The organism is Bacillota bacterium (assembly GCA_013178045.1).
Classification (GTDB): Bacteria; Bacillota; Ch66; order Ch66; family Ch66; genus Ch66.
This window is the reverse complement of record JABLXP010000004.1, coordinates 38,636-53,977: the sequence shown is the minus strand read 5'-3', so window position 1 is coordinate 53,977 and position 15,342 is coordinate 38,636. Positions and strand designations below refer to the sequence as shown.

Here is a 15,342-nt window from a genome sequence, read left to right as displayed (position 1 = left end):
AATCCCTCTCACCCAACATCATCAAGCCCTATCGCCACCCCGCTATAGCAGCCTGACCCAGGGATAAACCGCCATCCCCTGGTGGTACCCGGTTCTGGTGATAGACACGAAGTCCTGCCATCTCAAGCGTTTGCGTAAGCTTGGCCAAAAGAAGTCGGTTATGAAACGATCCGCCGCTTAGAACCACATGTTCTAACCTTTTGGCCCGGGCCACCTTAGTCGCGACCTCAGCCAGCATCGATACGACAGTTCCGTGAAAGCGGGCAGCGACAAGGCCTATATCTTTTCCTTTCCTCAGGTCACCGCCAAGCTCCCTCCAGAGCGGGCGCATATCCATGATCCATTTCCCATCTTCCTGATAAACCTCACAGGAATACGGTTCACCAATACGTCCTCCTGCTGCCTCCTCCAGTTCTACGGCAGCCTGTCCCTCATAGCGGTTAAAACTGCAAATACCAAGAAAGGCGGAAACAGCATCAAATAAGCGCCCCAAGGAAGAGGTTGGCGGCGAGTTTAGCCCTCTTCGACACTGAATGATTAGCAGTTCTCTTTCTTCCTTTCCGAGGTCTTTTAGATAGCACTCAGCCCAACTTAAGGCCTCTTCTCCCCAAACATCGTAAAGATATGAGAACGCCATACGGTAAGGTCTTTTAATGGCCTGATCCCCTCCGGGCAGGGGGATATAGCGCAGGTGTCCGCAGCGTTCAAAGTGGCTGTAATCCCCAACCAGGATTTCACATCCCCAAACAGCTCCGTCCATTCCCCAACCGGTGCCATCGCAAATTATCCCAACTGCTTCCCCCGTGAGACTATTTTCTGCCATACACGAAGCCATGTGGGCCCAGTGGTGCTGAACGGCTCTTAATTCTATTCCTTCCTGGCTACGAGCCCAGCGGGTTGTCTGATATTCTGGATGAAGATCATGGACCAGAACCTCAGGTTCTACAGCCAGCATCTTCTTAAAACGCGGTATGCTGGTAATAAAACACATGTAGTTATCGTGGTGGTTCAGATCTCCCCAATGCTGACTTAAAAAAGCTTCATCACCTCGGGTTAGACAAAAGGTGCTTTTCATCTCCCCTCCCAGGGCAAGCACCGGCCGTGTTTTGAAGGGCAACTTTATTCCTTCGGGAACAAAGCCCCGGGCCCGCCGGTAAAACTGGGTCTGCCCCAGTGGTGTGACTCTGAGTACCGAGTCATCACAGGGATTGTAGATTTCGCGATTATGGATGAGAAAGTAGTCTGCTACTTCCCCGAGTTTTGCCAGGGCTTCCTCGTTATCAATTATCAAGGGCTCATCTGAGATGTTGGCACTCGTCATCACCAGAATCTCCAGGTCATCGTCGAAAAGGAGAAAATGCATGGGTGTATAGGGCAACATAACCCCTCTGGTGCTTATTCCTGGATGCAGTTCCCGTTCGGGGAGTATTGTTTCCAGATTTCGTTCCAGGATCACAATAGGGGCTTGCGGTGATGACAGCCACTCGGCCTCGTACTTGTTTACCCGGCAATACTTGTAAGCCACCTCGAGATCTCGAACCATGACTGCAAAGGGTTTTGCCTCCCGGCGCTTACGCCTACGCAAGGTTGCTACGGTCTGAGCATTAGTAGCATCACAAGCCAGGTGGAACCCCCCCAAGCCCTTTACGGCCACAATATAACCCGCTTTAAGAAGGGCTACCACCTTATCACTCGGCAACTCCTGCCCCTCGCGGTCTACAAGCTTAAGACGAGGCCCACAAACCGGACAGGCGTTGGGTTGAGCATGAAAGCGACGATTAATCGGGTTCTCGTACTCCTCCCGGCAGACAGAACACATTGGAAATACTGCCATGGTAGTGTTTTCACGATCATAGGGTACATCTTTAACAATGGTAAAGCGAGGACCACAGTTAGTACAGTTGGTGAAGGGGTAACGGTATCGGCGGTCTCCAGGGTCAGTTACCTCACGCCGGCAGTCGGCACAGACCGCTATGTCCGGAGGTACCAGCGCCTTTTTCTCCGCCTGGCGCTCGCTTTCTCTGATTACAAAATCACTTAATCCTTTAGCAGCGATGGGAAACACTTCTACCTCCTTGATACGGACCAAGGGAGGCGCCTCTTCAATTACACGGTGAAGAAATCGGTCTACCACAAGCGGTTGGCCCTCGGCCTCAATCACTACTCCAGCAGACGAATTTAAGACCCAGCCTTTAATCCCATATTCCATAGCCAGGCGGTACACATGGGGCCTAAAACCCACGCCTTGAACCACACCTCTTATCTGTATCCTTATAGCCACTGTCTTCTCATTCGTCTTCATAATCCCAGTTTACTCCTAATCGTCGCGGTGACTAAGGCTGCTTGACATCAGTAACACCTGGCAATAATATCATTGACACTCAGGATATTTTTCCCCAGCTTAACCTGCTTCATATCATTCTCCCTCGTACCAGTCAACGTACAATTCGTGTCCGGACACGAGTTCAGCCTCAATGGCTCTACACCGCGGACATCGGCGCTCAATCACATCTTGAACCGCGTAGATCGCTTGGCAATTATTGCAGCGACAGGTAATCTCCTTTTCCTCTATGTCGAGAATAGCCCCTTTAAACAGGTTATCTGTGGCCATAATCTTAAAAGCAAATCTTAGACTCTCGGGCTCAGCCATTGAGAGCTTGCCTATCACCAGCTTTATGCGTTTAATTTGTTCAATACCCTTTTCAACTGCACTCTCGCGAACCAAATCCATGATTCCTTGGGCAAGACTCATCTCATGCATACCGCTTCCCTTTCCTGTCCGGGTTCAGTACACAGGTTATCGAGCACACTTACTCTTTTCCCGCTAACATAAACACCGCACGTAAAAACACAGGTTCTCCGAACATAGTAATAAATAAATAATAGTAATATCACTATACCTTTTTCGCCAAGAAACATCAGAATCCTCTATAAACAGCCTTTTTCTCTTCTAGAACGTTGACATAGGTATATCATAAGTATGCCCAGAATGTTGTTCTGAATTGTGAGTCAGCTACTGGTTCTTTCAATTTAGCCTAATGTGTCGGCTTCCGTCTTAAACCGTGCAACATATCCTTCTTTTTGTCGAGCAGTTCATTGATTCGTTTGATATAGTCGTTGGGGTCTTTAGGGTTATAAGTATTGATTAACGTCCAGTCAGCTGGGGAGACCCATTTTGAACCAGCCCCAGCCCCCAGGCCAACAATGGTTTGTCGCTCTTCCATTACCTGGATATTGTAGAGGCATTCATGACTGGGAAAAGCGTAGCCAACATTCTCCAGGTTAGCCAGGATTCGCTTCTGCCGGTAAAGGTAATATGGTACTAGTTCCATCTCAGCAGCGACAGTTTTGGTTACTTCCAGCATCCGGCCGACTTCTTCTTCGGTCGGCAGTTTCCAGGCGACCAGTTCTTCTTTTAGCCGGGACGCTCGTTTGATCGCCATAGTGTGGACAGTCAAGTTTTCCGGCGCCAGCTTCATAATCTGTTTCATAGTCTGTTGAACATCAGCCACCGTCTCCCCAGGCAATCCAATAATTATATCCATATTTAACGTTGAAAATCCAACTCGTCGGGCCCGCTCCACCGCCTGTACAATGTCTTCAGCCGAATGAGCCCGGCCGATAGTCTGCAGGGTTTCGTCCCGCATCGTCTGGGGATTGATACTCAACCGATTGACACCCATTCCCTTGAGTAGACTCAACTTCTCATTGGATAAGGTTTCCGGTCGTCCTCCTTCCACCGTGATTTCTTTAGTCGCCGAACTGAACAAGTAATGGTTGATTTTTTCCAGCAGTTGGCCCAACTGCCCGATATCTAAACTGGTTGGCGTACCTCCACCCAGGTAGATACTCTGTACCGCATAATCATAAGTGTGCAAGACTTCACCGATCACCTGAATTTCTTTGAGCAGGGTAGTTACAAATGGTTCAACCCAGGCCCGGTGTCGAGCCAGGGGATAACCTGGAAATGAACAGTAGAGACACCGCGTTGGACAAAATGGAATTCCAATGTATACACTGACCAAGCGTTCGGCCTGCGCTGGAGTAAGAAGAAATGGTCGCTGTCGACGCGCAATTTCGTACAACAACCGGGCTTTGGCTGGGCTAACGGCGTAGTCTTCGGTCATAATTTCCAGTATGTCCTCGGCTGAGTAGCCTTCGTCGATCAAACGGTGGACCACCTTGGTCGGCCGAATACCAGTCAAAATTCCCCAGGGACCAGGCAATTTACCTGTGGCCTGGGTCAGGGTTTTGAGCACACACAGTCGAATTACACGCTTCCGTTGATTAGCCGCATCACTCTGGTTCGGCGCAGTTAGCGTCTCCCGCTGATGTGCAACAACCCGATATCCACGGTAGCCTACTAGAGAAAATTCCGCTTCTATTGCTATGTAGCCACAGGCTTCTTCTTCCCACATTTTTAACCAACCAGCTGGTTCATCTTCTTCACGCTCTGATGTTAATTGATCGTCCTGCTGCGGTTGGCCATGCTTAACTTCGGCAGTAGGGAAAAAAAGCCGCACAATGTCCTCCAAAGTTTTTCGGTGTTCAATTGCGAGCCCGTCAAGCCAGATCGTGCTCATAAGTATCTCTGAATAATCTCCCTTTCCATGATCTTTTATACTGGACCGCCATTAATGATGTTCTACCCCGGAAGGGTCAGAAGAACAGGTCATTTTCCCTGGCTTAGCACTTCGGTCCTTGATGTCCTAAATAACGGTTCACCAGATCGATGGCACAGTAATCACCACACATCGAACAAGCCTCCTGGGGAACAGGATTACGTTCCATCCGTACCCGGCGTGCCTTTTCTGGATCCAGGGCCAGTTCGAGCTGCCGTTCCCAGTTTAAACTCCGACGCGCCTCGGCCATTGCCCGGTCGCGGGCCCGGGCATTAGATATTCCTTTAACGTAATCGGCCGCGTGCGCTGCAATTCGGGAAGCGATGACCCCTTCCCGAACATCTTCCGCCGTGGGTAAACCCAGATGCTCGCTTGGGGTCACGTAACATAAGAAGTCAGCTCCTGCCACCGCCGCCAGAGCGCCACCGATAGCCGCGGCGATATGGTCATAACCGGCCGCAATGTCTGTTACAAGTGGCCCCAGGACATAAAAAGGAGCATCGAAGCAAAGGCGCTTTTGCAGTTTGACATTGGCTTCAATTTGATCCAGGGGAACATGGCCTGGTCCTTCCACCATCACCTGGACCCCGGCCTCCCGAGCTCGTTGTACCAATTGGCCCAAAATCATTAGTTCCTCAATCTGAGCGTGATCTGTAGCATCCTCCAGGCACCCTGGTCGCAATCCATCTCCAAGACTTAACGTTACATCATAGGTCCGGCAAATGTCTAACAAACGGTCAAATTGAGCATACAGGGGATTTTCCTCGTTTCGATGGAGCATCCAACCCGCCATGATCGCACCGCCCCGACTAACAATCCCCAGAAGGCGGGGTTGGATTTTCAGTCTTTCCACAATTTGCCGGGTCACTCCGCAGTGGACAGTGATAAAATCCACTCCTTCCGCCGCCTGTTCCGCGATCACCTGAAACAGTTCATCTGCTTCCATCTCCACAACTGCGCCGTGTTGCAAACGAGCTCTCACCGCTGCCTCGTAAATCGGCACAGTTCCTACCGGTACCGGAGCGTGCGCAATAATCTGCTGACGACATTCTTTGAGCTCGCCGCCAGTACTCAGATCCATAACCGCATCAGCACCGGCAGCCAGTGCTATTTCCAGTTTAACCATCTCATCCCGCCAGTCCGGAAAGACCTGAGAAGTCCCCAGGTTGGCGTTTATTTTTGTACGCAAACCCTTTCCGATTCCACACGGTACCAGACCACGATGCTCCTTGTTGCAAGGAATAACTACCAGACCGCGAGCAACCAGATCCCGGACCGCAGCTGGGGACACGCTTTCCGCCGCAGCTACTGCTTCCATCTGGGGAGTAATCTCCCCCCGTCTTGCCCTTTCCAGTTGTGTCATTTACTTCTCCCCCCAATAATTTAGTGTATCTATACTGCACAATACAATTTTTCAGGCGTGCGATAAAAAACAAATACTCCCTCCAGGGAGTGTCAAAGAAAACACGGTTATAACAGGGTTACTCACTTCCCTCCGCTGGCATTACCCAGTTCAGGTTCAAAGGGTCAGCACTGATTATAAATTATAATTTTAATTATATGGTCAGTCATTACTTTTTTCAAGCAAATATGCGCACTGTTTTGCAAGAGAGAAGACCGGCGGTAGAACGATACCGCCGGCCATTCGGTCTCATTAATTCTCTTCCTTGAACCCATAACTAATGCTTTTCGTCACCGGGCTCATGGTTTTCTTGTCCACCTCAACGGTGAAAATAAAACTTGTGATAATATTGCTCCATTATTAAACAACTGTTCCATAATGTTACAACTGTTGGCGGCCGGTGAGCGTCGTGTCCTGTGACGCCGGCCGGCCTAATGCTCGCGCTCGGAATATTTTCAGTTGGCCAGCGCGTCCATTTTTTGAATTTGGCATAATTATTGCATGAGCAACTGAAAGAAAGCGAGAGGTTCTTCCTCACATTTACATTTTTATTTTATTTCGGTAAAGGGGGTTTTTTAGATGCGGGCGGTAAAGCTTGTCGGCAAAAAACAATTAGCCACGGTTGAGACCGACACTCCAAAAACCGACGGCAATCAGGTTATCATCAAGGTCTCCCGGGTCGGTATCTGCGGTTCAGACATCCATATCTGGGAAAAAGGGGAACGGTCGGAGTTGATTATGGGCCACGAATTTTGCGGTACGGTAGTTGATCCCGGGGCATTGAAAGACACCATCAGCGTCGGCGACCGCGTCGCGGTTATTCCTCTTAATCCCTGCGGAAAGTGCGGCCCATGCACCAGTGGTCAACCTAAATATTGCGTAAACAGCCTGGCCGCCTCGCCCGGGGTAACCGCGACAGGTGGATACGCGGAATATTATGCTGCTCGTCCTTATATGGTCAGAAAACTACCCGATGAAATGAGCGACGACGAAGCCGCCATGATCGAACCAACGGCCGTGGCTCTCCGAGCCGTGCGGTTGGCCGGGTTTAAACCTGGAGATAAAGTATTGGTCACCGGCGGGGGGATAATTGGTCTGCTCTGCGCGGCCTGGTCCCGGATTTACGGAGCGTCCTACCTGGCCCTGACCGAAGCCAATCCCTTACGGGTAGAAAATGCCCTGAAGATGGGCGATGTTGACGCTGTCTTCGATGCTACTGACCAACAATTAGTACCCAAGCTCATCGAAGCCACCGGGGGAGGTTTTGACCATGTCCTGGAATGTGCCGCCGTTGCCCCGGCAGTCAATACTGGGATCATGGCCCTCAAAAAAAACCGCCCGCATGGTTCTGGTGGGAGTGAGTTACGCGTCGGTACCCATCAATACCCTGCTTGTGGTGCTGCGCGAGTTGGAACTTAAAGGCTCGATCGGGTATACCACCGCGGAATTCGATACCGCGATGTCCCTCATGGCCAAGAAAGTCATCCAAACCGAGCGGTTTGTCAGTTCTACAGTTAACTTGGATGGCGTCCAGGCTGCGTTCGAGCGCTTGAGTTCCGGAGAATATCCGGATGTCAAGATCCTGATTCAGCCCCTTTTTACTGGCAAATAATCGCCTATCCTCGAGTTAAAATGAAACACTGTTCTAAAATGATACATAATTCCCTTTATCTTGCCCCCGCGGGTCAGTAGGAAAAGAAAAAACGCAAAAATAAATGAATTTTTAGAAATATTTGTCATTGACTCCCCGCTTAAAAAAATACTATAAAGGAAAATTAAGTAATTGTTGGAAGAAATCAGGGGGGGATATGATGAAAGCACGTGAAAGTTATGGTTTTGAGATTCCAATCGTGCGGACACTCTACAAAATGGCGGGCACTTCAGGGATCCGTGCCTTGCAAACGATAGTGGTCACAAAATGAGTGTCACCCACCCCGAACTGGTGCCCGATATCGCTATCCTTGACCCCAATTTTACCATCTCGATGCCCCCGGTTTTAACCATGTGGACGGGCTTTGATGCCCTGGCGCACGCGGTAGGGGCGGCTTTTTAAGCGGCTGGGCCAATGAATATACTGACGGTTATGCCTTACAGTCCATAAAATTAATTTTTAAGTATTTGCCCCGGGTGATCGCGGATGGCCGGGATTTAGAAGCCCGGCAAAAAATGCTGATCGCGGCAAACCTGGCCGGCCTTGCCTTCAGTAATGCCGCTCCGGGAATTGACCACGCCCTGGGACACACCATCGGCAAAAAATTTAACCTGCACCATGGCCTAAGCGTGGGCGCATTTTTACCTTACGTTTACGAGTTTTACGCCAGACATATCGCTAAACCAGAGGAACTGGCCCAAGCATTTAATTACCGCGACAGCAGCGAATTTTTAGCAGCGCTTCTGGCTTTTTATCAACAAATTGGATTCGAATACAAATTCTCGGCTTATCCCCAGGTAACCAGGGAAGCGTTTACTTCAGCTCTTGAGGAACTGGTTTCCTGGGCCCTGATGGACCCGGTCACGCTTTTAAGTCCCGTACCAATTACGCCCAGGGATTATGAAGAAATAATCATGGCTTCATTTACCGGCCAGCTAATGGGAGGGGTGAAATAATGTTCGGTTATACCGGCAAAATCGCTTACGTTGATCTGACCAGCGGCTTGGTGGAAATCAAAGCCACACCGTTAAAAGCCGCAGAAAAATTCATCGGTGGCAGTAGTCTGGCAGCAAGGTTGCTTTACGACGACCTTAAACCCGAGATCGAGCCACTGGCAGAAAAAGCCTGCGTGGCAGTCATGGCGGGTCCAATCACCGGCACTGCCATACCGGGCTCTTCCCGTTTCGCGGTTTGCGAGAGGTCCCCTTTAACCGGCTACTGGGGCGAATCCACCTCTGGGGGCAGATTCGGGGCCTATTTAAAAAGAGCCGGCCTGGACGGCTTAATCATCCAGGGTAAAGCCCAAGAAATGACCTATCTTTTAGTCCAAAACGGGAATGTGGAAATCCGAACGGGTAGCAACTTGAAAGGTCTCGACACCTACACAGCACAAGAGCAGCTTAAACAAATACACGGCGATAACACCAGTATCGCCTGCATCGGGGTAGCCGGTGAAAATCTGCTCCCAATGGCAGCCGTAATCAACGACCACGGGCGGGCGGCTGGCCGTATGGGATTTGGGGCAGTTTGGGGAAGCAAAAACTTAAAAGCAATCGTGGTGGATGGGAAAGGTGAAGTTCCGGTCGCTGATAAAGATTCCTTGAAAGTCCTGGTTCGGGAGCTTACCGCCGCCTACCAAAAAAGTACCAAGCTGTTTACCCAATTTGGTACCCTGGGTTACCTTGACATTGGTTATCATTTCGGGGATGTCCCGGTGAAATATTTTACCCAGGGGATATTTCCGATCGACCGATTAAACGGGAGAAAGTTTCGGGAAGAATATTCAGTGCACGCCCGCGCCTGCTGGGGCTGCCCAATTGCTTGCGGACGGGAGATTAGCTTCAAAGGCAGGAAAGTCGATGGCCCTGAATATGAAACCGCGGTCGCGTTTGGACCACTTGTGCAAAACCTGGATCTGGATACCATTATCGAAGCCAACGACCTGGCCAACCGCTACGGCTTTGATACCATTTCCGCCGGCGTCACCCTGGCCCTCCTTATGTATCTAAAAGAGGAAAAACTCCTGCCGGCCGAAATAATGGCCGAGGTTCCTGATTTTGGCAACCGGGAAGGTATTCTCGAGGCCTTGACGCTCACGGGCGAAAACCGTGGCATTGGCCGGTTAATTGGTCAGGGGACCATTAGAACCCTACAGGAACTTGGTCTATCCCCGGATTATGCCGCCGCCGTGCGCCGGCTGGAAATCCCCATGCATGAGCCCCGGGCTTTTGTCGGACAGGCGCTGTCATATGCCACCTGCCCCCGCGGAGCGTGTCATCAACGCGGCGATTTCTTCGAAGTGGATTTGGGACTGTTAAAGGATAAAGATCTAGGTATCGAGCCTGGCCCACGCGAGAACCTCGACGGTCGGGTAGCGCAGGTGGCCAATCACCAGAGTTTACGGGAGCTTGACAATTGCCTGGTCAAGTGTAACTTCACCTTTACCTCATTGAAAACAGTCATCGGCGCCTTATCTGTTATTACCGGTGTACCCTGGAGCCCAGAAAAAGTCCTGGCCGCTGCCAACAACTCCTTAACCATCAAACGAGCGATTTCCTTTAACCTGGGCAGCAGCCCGGCCGATGACCGTTTGTCCGGCCACGTGAGAAAACCTCTTACGGAAGGAGGAGCTTACGGCCACGTGCTGGATATAGAAAAGTATCTCCCGGAATTTTACCAGCTCCGGGGCTGGAACCCGGACGGCACCATTTCCCAGGAACTTCTGGCGAGGTTACTGGCGGATGATTAAAGTTAAGGTTACTTACGCTTCTGTCTTCAACCGGCCGCAAGAAGAGATAGAGTTAACCACCAGCAGATTTATAGAATTAAAAGAAAAAGTCGTACAAAAATTAGGAGTAAAGGCCATATATTTCGCCACCGGCGGTAATTTGATCCTTGAATCAGAAGTCACGTTCTACGACAATCAAGAAATCTTTGTTTTCCCAATGCTAGCCGGGGGATAATGGTTATAAAGATCCCGTATCACTACCCAAGTGGTACGGGATTAAAACTTTAATCATGTTTATTGACCAATTGTGGGGCATAATTAGCATTCATGAAATTTTCACCCACAATCCGCAAACAAATCCCGGGGCAATTTTTTCTTTAATTTCTCGATCGTTTTCCATGGTCAGCGTTTTTTCCCGCGAAAAAGGGGATAAATCAGGGGGAAAATAAAGACACCCTCGATATGTTCTCTTACCATATGGGAAAAGAGCCAACAACTCCTGGCCGGTGTAAAAAGTGGCCCGGTTAAATACAGAATGGGGATCTTGCTTGGCTCGTTTCAGGTAATAGTCGCTCCAGAAACTCCGGGCTCCGATCACCCCAATCACCATTTTGCCACCTGGTTTTAACAGGTTGTATACTTTTGCCAAGGCAGTTGCTGGTTCCGGGAAAAACTCTAACGCGGTTACCGAGACGACTTTATCAAACTGTGCAGATGGCAGGTCAATGCCAGTAATATCCCCTTCTATAAAATTGATCGGTAAACCTAAGCAAGCGGCTTTCTCTTTGGCGATGGCAAGCATCTTGCTTGAGATGTCGAGGCCAGTCACCTCCAAGCCCATTTGAGCTAATTCGATGGTATAATTGCCAGTACCGCAGCCCAGGTCTAACACTCTTTCGCCCGGCTTGGGCACCAATAAGTCATACACTACTTCTTTTTCAAGCTGGTGTACTAAACTACCCAGCTCTGTCCGATACCAGGAGTCATAGCGCTGGGCGATCGAATCGAACAACTCTCCCACTTTATCACCTCCGAAATATGTTCATCCGATCCTCTAGCTACAAACCTGAGTTACTGCCAATCCATACCACCTTTCTCTCAGGTCTTCTGGCCGAGTTTTCTCCTCAAACTGTGTACTTTGGCCACAATATCCTCGGCTCCGACTATTTCTGTTACCAGTGCAATACATCTGGCTCCCCGGCCACTCACTTCAGCGAGGTTATGCTCCTTGATTCCCCCGATGGCCACAAAGGGCAGGTCAATGTTCTTCACCACATAGTCCAGGTACTCCAGGCCCACCGGCGCGCAAACATCTTTCTTGGTGCTCGTCGCAAAAATGGGCCCGACCCCGATATAATCTACTACTCCTGATTTCAAAGCGGCTTCAGCCTGAGTAGGAGAATGGGTAGAAAGACCGATAATCATGTTTTCCCCCACCAGTTCTCGGACCTTTTCCGGCGGTAAATCGTCCTGACCCAGGTGAATTCCATCGGCATCCACCAGCAGAGCCAGGTCGACATGGTCGTTAACAATCAAGGTGACCCCCGCCTGTCTGGTCATCTCCCTGATTTTTAGACACTCCTCGTATTTTTGCCGCATCTGCTTATCCTTCTCTCGGTATTGAATCACCTTGATTCCGGCAGCAATCATCTGGGCAACCACGTCGAGGTTGCTTCTGCCCCGCGAATATTCCTCCGCCGTTATCCCGTAAATGTCCGCTTCCAGCAAGTTGGCCAAATTTTTTTTAATAGTCATGGTCGTCCTCCTGAATAATATCTTTCACCAAGAAATGATTCAAAATCACATCGGCCTGCTTTGCCGCGGCCACGTTAACACCCGGGGCTAAAGCGGGACAGGTCGGACCGGCCTCTGAGACCAGGTCTCCGATTAGGTAAAATTTGTCTTTAAGCTGGTGAACTTTAATGTTATCGCTTCTGCCCCACCCAGCCAGACCGGAGGCCGCCACCAGCAGCGGGCCCGCATTGAGGTAGGTCTCTACCACCATTTTTTTATATTCCGGCCGGTCCAAGGCTTCGACGACCACGTCACAATCAGCAAATAAATTTTTTACGTTTGCCGGCTCGATCTTCACCGGCAAAGCCTCGATGACCAGGTTGGAATTGATCAACAACAGGTTTTCTTTCAGGGCTTCCACCTTCCTGCGCCCGACCTGGGCTGCAAAGTAAAACTGGCGGTTCAAGTTGCTGTATTCGACGACATCGAAATCAACGAGTCTGAATCGCCTAAAGCCACTCCTTACTAAAAACAGAGCACAGTTGGAACCCAGTCCCCCCGCCCCAGCGATACCAACCCGCACCTGTTGAATTTTCCTCAGGTTGGCCTGCCCCAGGATTTCGGCCAGCGCTTTTTCAAAATCATTCAGATTGGTTATCATCACAACACCTGCCAGTCTTTATATACCGGCTGATAGCCTTGAGCATAGATCATCCGGGCGATCTCGGGGACGTTGCGTTCATCGGATATCTCAAACTGACCGGTAGAGTCATGGCCAGACCGGCCCCCCACCGCCGTACAGGAACCAGCCGACATTTTGGTTACGCCCAACCTGACCAGGTGATCCCGTAATTCGGCCCGTTCTCTGGTCGAAATGGTGATTCCCCCCCTGGGCATAAAGAGCCTGAATGCCAGTATGTACTGAACCAGGTTTTTATCGCTTACTTCAACCCGGGGCTGGAAACCGCCCGGGCTAGGGCGTAGCCGGGGTGGTGAAATACTGACTTCGATTTCTGGGAAAGTGTTCTGGAGATAATTGGCATGCAACCCCGTAAAAAATGCTTCGGTCCGCCAGGAATTCAGCCCCAGCAGGGCTCCGACGTTTACCGCTCTCATCCCGGCCCGACAGGCCCGTTCAGGAGCTTCCAGCCGAAAACGATAGTTCCGTTTTGGACCGGCCGGGTGCAATTGGGCATAGACCTCCTCGTCATAGACCTCCTGGTAGATGGTTAATCCGTCGACGCCGGCGGAAATGAGCTCGGCATACTCCTCTTCCTGCAGAGGGTAGACCTCGATACTGATCGAAGTAAAGTATTTCCTTAATACGTCAACACACGCCCGAAGATATGACACTGGTGACTCCCGTCGGGATTCACCAGTAAGAATGAGAATGTGCTTTAACCCGGTCGCCGCAATAATTTCTGCTTCCCGGGCCAACTCCGTCAGGTTTAGTTTTTTCCGTTCGATGTTGTTAAGCACCTGGAATCCACAGTAAACACACCGGTTGATGCAGTAATTGGCCAGGTACAACGGGGTATACAGGAGAATCACCCGCCCAAAATGCTGAACAGTAAGACGGTGCGCCTTCTGGGCCATTTCCTCCAGGTATTTTTCCGCCCTAGGCGAAAGCAGGGCCAGGTAGTCCCACTCGGTCAGCCGGCTTTTGCCAATAATCTTTTCAATATCGGCATCAGTGATTTGTTCAAAATAGCTTTCAAAATCAAAGTGATTGTACCGCTGACGTTCCTCATAAAAACTCATCTTTCCCATCCCTTTCCTCAATCCCTCAAAAACCCAGTCAGGGGGGAAGAGGCCCTGGCGTAAACAGTGGTTTCCCCCAGTCCCGCCAGATAAGCCTGGCGTCCAGCCTCAACCGCCAGGCCAAAGGCCCGGGCCATAGCGATGGGATCCCTGGCCGTAGCGATGGCGGTGTTCACCAGGACCGCCGCCGCGCCCATCTCCATGGCTTCAGCGGCCTCGGACGGTCGTCCGAGCCCGGCATCCACAATAACGGGGAGGGGAATTTCTTCAATCAAAATTCTCACTAATTCCTTCGTTTTCAAACCACGGTTACTGCCAATCGGGGCCCCCAAAGGCATTACCGCCGCAGCACCCGCTTCGACAAGCTTCTTAGCCACCATCAGGTCTGGACTCATGTAAGGCAAGACCACGAATCCTTCAGCCGCCAGGATTTCCGTGGCTTTGATCGTCTCATAATTGTCAGGCAGCAGGTACCGGTTATCGGTGATCACTTCAATTTTTACCCAGTTACCACAGCCGGCCGCCCTGGCCAGTCTGGCGATGCGGACTGCTTCCTGAGCGTTTCGCGCCCCGGAAGTATTCGGCATCAAGATACAATCCCGGGGAACATAGGCCGCAATATTCTCTTCCTCATATTCCGGGTCCACCCGCCGCAAGGCCACGGTGACCACCTGCACCCCGGCGGCTTTCACCACTTCAGGTATCAATTTATTGGCCGCAAACTTCCCTGTACCCAGAAACAGGCGGCTGGTCAATTCCCGTCCGCCGATCGTTAACACATCCTGCACTTGCTTATCCACCTCCGACAAATCGCAAAATCTCCAGCCGGTCGTTTTCCTTAAGCACGATCCCGGCCCAGGTTTCCTTCTTGACCAGGTTAAAGTTGTACTCCACAATTACCGTCTCGGGATTAAGCCCTTTAAGCGCAATCAAAGCAGCTATGCTAGTCCCTTCATTAATAACTTCTTCCTTCCCGTTGAGGGTAATTTTCAAATGACACCACCTCTTTAAAATAATAAAAAATAAAAATAATAAAATAATAATCAACCTCAACTATCCCCGCGGGTTTGAGCCAAAATCAAACCTCAATCAGTCCTAGCAAGAAAATCAACCTCGTCGACTATACTTGGTTGTCGATTTTCTTGTTCGAGCGTCTAGGAAGCTTATCCACAGCAAGAGTTAAAGCATAGTTTCCTAGACGACAAAAAAGCTTACCCCGGGGGTAAGCTGACGACAAAACTGCGCAACATTTATCCTTTTCTGCTTCCCTCCGATGGTATTACCCATATCAGGTTCAAAGGGTTGAGATAACTCTCTCTCAGCCTTACGGCACCCCTAGCTTGTAATACGCATATTTACATTTTGTGTGGTTTGGGGATAATATTTACAGCGAAAAACACGACAGAGTATCAAGCCAAAGTTTGGTCTGAGTCGTTCACCCTTT

Annotated in this window: 15 protein-coding genes, 1 pseudogene and 2 riboswitches; of the genes and pseudogenes, 6 read left to right on the top strand and 10 right to left on the bottom strand. The window is 50.4% G+C overall.

Annotation, left to right across the window (positions count from 1 at the left end):
* Positions 1-28: 28 nt before the first annotated feature.
* The 4 genes from hypF to thiC all read right to left on the bottom strand — a co-directional run bounded on the left by hypF (position 29) and on the right by thiC (position 5,985).
* Complete coding sequence (hypF, locus tag HPY81_03665; GenBank protein ID NPV26556.1) at positions 29-2,302, bottom strand: carbamoyltransferase HypF; 2,274 nt, start codon at positions 2,300-2,302, stop codon at positions 29-31.
* A 114-nt stretch (positions 2,303-2,416) separates the two neighbouring features.
* Positions 2,417-2,752 carry a hydrogenase maturation nickel metallochaperone HypA gene (locus HPY81_03660; GenBank protein ID NPV26555.1) on the bottom strand — a complete coding sequence of 112 codons (336 nt, stop codon included), beginning with the start codon at positions 2,750-2,752 and terminating at the stop codon, positions 2,417-2,419.
* Positions 2,753-3,035: 283 nt separating this feature from the next.
* On the bottom strand, positions 3,036-4,583 hold the full coding sequence (gene hemZ, locus HPY81_03655) for a coproporphyrinogen dehydrogenase HemZ (GenBank protein ID NPV26554.1): 1,548 nt from the start codon (positions 4,581-4,583) through the stop codon (positions 3,036-3,038).
* A gap of 103 nt (positions 4,584-4,686) precedes the next feature.
* Positions 4,687-5,985, bottom strand: coding sequence for a phosphomethylpyrimidine synthase ThiC (gene thiC / locus HPY81_03650; protein NPV26553.1), 1,299 nt, complete (start codon positions 5,983-5,985; stop codon positions 4,687-4,689).
* A gap of 110 nt (positions 5,986-6,095) precedes the next feature.
* Positions 6,096-6,167: riboswitch (TPP riboswitch) on the bottom strand.
* Positions 6,168-6,603: 436 nt separating this feature from the next.
* Between thiC and HPY81_03645 the strand changes: the two genes are divergently transcribed.
* The 6 genes and pseudogenes from HPY81_03645 to HPY81_03620 all read left to right on the top strand — a co-directional run bounded on the left by HPY81_03645 (position 6,604) and on the right by HPY81_03620 (position 10,638).
* Positions 6,604-7,443: an alcohol dehydrogenase catalytic domain-containing protein gene (locus HPY81_03645; GenBank protein NPV26552.1), complete on the top strand. Its 840-nt coding sequence runs from the start codon at positions 6,604-6,606 to the stop codon at positions 7,441-7,443.
* On the top strand, positions 7,382-7,636 hold the full coding sequence (locus tag HPY81_03640; GenBank protein NPV26551.1) for a hypothetical protein: 255 nt from the start codon (positions 7,382-7,384) through the stop codon (positions 7,634-7,636). Before HPY81_03645 ends, HPY81_03640 begins: the two co-directional genes overlap by 62 nt.
* Before the next feature lie 306 nt (positions 7,637-7,942).
* The gene (locus HPY81_03635) at positions 7,943-8,077 is read left to right on the top strand and encodes an iron-containing alcohol dehydrogenase (GenBank protein ID NPV26550.1); all 135 of its coding nucleotides are present in this window, start codon (positions 7,943-7,945) and stop codon (positions 8,075-8,077) included.
* Positions 8,074-8,631 (top strand): annotated as a pseudogene (locus HPY81_03630) (iron-containing alcohol dehydrogenase). The gene HPY81_03635 and the pseudogene HPY81_03630 overlap by 4 nt, the downstream one beginning before the upstream one ends.
* The gene (locus tag HPY81_03625; protein ID NPV26549.1) at positions 8,631-10,424 is read left to right on the top strand and encodes an aldehyde ferredoxin oxidoreductase family protein; all 1,794 of its coding nucleotides are present in this window, start codon (positions 8,631-8,633) and stop codon (positions 10,422-10,424) included. The pseudogene HPY81_03630 and the gene HPY81_03625 overlap by 1 nt, the downstream one beginning before the upstream one ends.
* The gene (locus tag HPY81_03620; GenBank protein ID NPV26548.1) at positions 10,417-10,638 is read left to right on the top strand and encodes a hypothetical protein; all 222 of its coding nucleotides are present in this window, start codon (positions 10,417-10,419) and stop codon (positions 10,636-10,638) included. Before HPY81_03625 ends, HPY81_03620 begins: the two co-directional genes overlap by 8 nt.
* Positions 10,639-10,728: 90 nt before the next feature.
* Here HPY81_03620 and HPY81_03615 read toward each other — a convergent pair whose 3' ends face one another.
* The 6 genes from HPY81_03615 to thiS all read right to left on the bottom strand — a co-directional run bounded on the left by HPY81_03615 (position 10,729) and on the right by thiS (position 14,891).
* A complete protein-coding gene (locus tag HPY81_03615) occupies positions 10,729-11,424 on the bottom strand; it encodes a methyltransferase domain-containing protein (protein ID NPV26547.1) in 696 nt (231 codons plus the stop codon).
* A 77-nt stretch (positions 11,425-11,501) separates the two neighbouring features.
* Complete coding sequence (gene thiE, locus HPY81_03610; GenBank protein NPV26546.1) at positions 11,502-12,158, bottom strand: thiamine phosphate synthase; 657 nt, start codon at positions 12,156-12,158, stop codon at positions 11,502-11,504.
* Positions 12,148-12,786: a sulfur carrier protein ThiS adenylyltransferase ThiF gene (gene thiF, locus HPY81_03605; GenBank protein NPV26545.1), complete on the bottom strand. Its 639-nt coding sequence runs from the start codon at positions 12,784-12,786 to the stop codon at positions 12,148-12,150. The genes thiE and thiF overlap by 11 nt, the downstream gene beginning before the upstream one ends.
* 11 nt (positions 12,787-12,797) lie before the next feature.
* On the bottom strand, positions 12,798-13,898 hold the full coding sequence (gene thiH, locus HPY81_03600) for a 2-iminoacetate synthase ThiH (protein NPV26544.1): 1,101 nt from the start codon (positions 13,896-13,898) through the stop codon (positions 12,798-12,800).
* Between the two features lie 17 nt (positions 13,899-13,915).
* Positions 13,916-14,686 carry a thiazole synthase gene (locus tag HPY81_03595; protein ID NPV26543.1) on the bottom strand — a complete coding sequence of 257 codons (771 nt, stop codon included), beginning with the start codon at positions 14,684-14,686 and terminating at the stop codon, positions 13,916-13,918.
* Between the two features lie 4 nt (positions 14,687-14,690).
* Positions 14,691-14,891 (bottom strand): sulfur carrier protein ThiS, encoded by a 201-nt coding sequence (gene thiS, locus HPY81_03590; protein ID NPV26542.1) that lies wholly within the window; start codon positions 14,889-14,891, stop codon positions 14,691-14,693.
* Positions 14,892-15,146: 255 nt separating this feature from the next.
* Positions 15,147-15,245: riboswitch (TPP riboswitch) on the bottom strand.
* Between the last annotated feature and the right edge of the window lie 97 nt (positions 15,246-15,342).

Coding starts and splice junctions, on each gene's coding strand:
- hypF (NPV26556.1), bottom strand. CDS start 2,302: ATGAAGACGAATGAGAAGACAGTGGCTATAAGGATACAGATAAGAGGT.
- HPY81_03660 (NPV26555.1), bottom strand. CDS start 2,752: ATGAGTCTTGCCCAAGGAATCATGGATTTGGTTCGCGAGAGTGCAGTT.
- hemZ (NPV26554.1), bottom strand. CDS start 4,583: ATGAGCACGATCTGGCTTGACGGGCTCGCAATTGAACACCGAAAAACT.
- thiC (NPV26553.1), bottom strand. CDS start 5,985: ATGACACAACTGGAAAGGGCAAGACGGGGGGAGATTACTCCCCAGATG.
- HPY81_03645 (NPV26552.1), top strand. CDS start 6,604: ATGCGGGCGGTAAAGCTTGTCGGCAAAAAACAATTAGCCACGGTTGAG.
- HPY81_03635 (NPV26550.1), top strand. CDS start 7,943: ATGAGTGTCACCCACCCCGAACTGGTGCCCGATATCGCTATCCTTGAC.
- HPY81_03625 (NPV26549.1), top strand. CDS start 8,631: ATGTTCGGTTATACCGGCAAAATCGCTTACGTTGATCTGACCAGCGGC.
- HPY81_03620 (NPV26548.1), top strand. CDS start 10,417: ATGATTAAAGTTAAGGTTACTTACGCTTCTGTCTTCAACCGGCCGCAA.
- thiE (NPV26546.1), bottom strand. CDS start 12,158: ATGACTATTAAAAAAAATTTGGCCAACTTGCTGGAAGCGGACATTTAC.
- thiH (NPV26544.1), bottom strand. CDS start 13,898: ATGAGTTTTTATGAGGAACGTCAGCGGTACAATCACTTTGATTTTGAA.